Here is a 581-nt window from a genome sequence, read left to right on the forward strand (position 1 = left end):
TTTGTCAACTGTAGTGGGTTGAATAAAAGCTAACATCTGGAGAGGACAATTGTTGTCCTCTCCATTTTTATATTCAGAGCGATGAAAATTCGTTTCTTAAAGTTGTTAAAGTTCCTAAAACCAAAAGCATTTCGTTTGATGAGTTTAATGAGATTATTAGTCGCTTCCAATTTAGCGTTGGAATAGGGCAATTGAAGGGCGTTGACAATTTTCTCTTTGTCCTTGAGAAATGTCTTAAAGACAGTCTGAAAAAGAGGATGAACCTGCTTCAGATTGTCCTCAATAAGTCCGAAAAATTTGTCAGCTTCTTTATTCTGGAAGTGAAAAAGCAAGAGTTGATAGAGATTATAGTGGTGTTTCAAGTCTTCTGAATAGCTCAAAAGCTTGTCTAGAATCTCTTTATTCGTTAAGTGCATGCGAAAAGTAGGGCGATAAAAACGTTTATCACTCAGTTTACGGCTATCTTGTTGGATGAGTTTCCAATAGCGCTTGATAGCCTTGTATTCATGAGATTTTCGCTCAAATTGATTCATGATTTGGACACGAACCCGACTTATAGCTCGGCTTAAGTGCTGAACAAT

General features: G+C 36.8%; 1 protein-coding gene. It reads right to left on the reverse strand.

Features of this window, described 5'->3' with window-relative positions; translation table 11 throughout:
* Positions 1-29: 29 nt before the first annotated feature.
* On the reverse strand, positions 30-581 hold a 552-nt coding region (locus ADH81_RS09205; protein ID WP_049528511.1), incomplete at its 5' end, for an ISL3 family transposase.

The sequence above is a fragment of the Streptococcus pseudopneumoniae genome, from assembly GCF_001072925.1.
In the GTDB taxonomy this organism is placed as follows: Bacteria; Bacillota; Bacilli; order Lactobacillales; family Streptococcaceae; genus Streptococcus; species Streptococcus pseudopneumoniae_Q.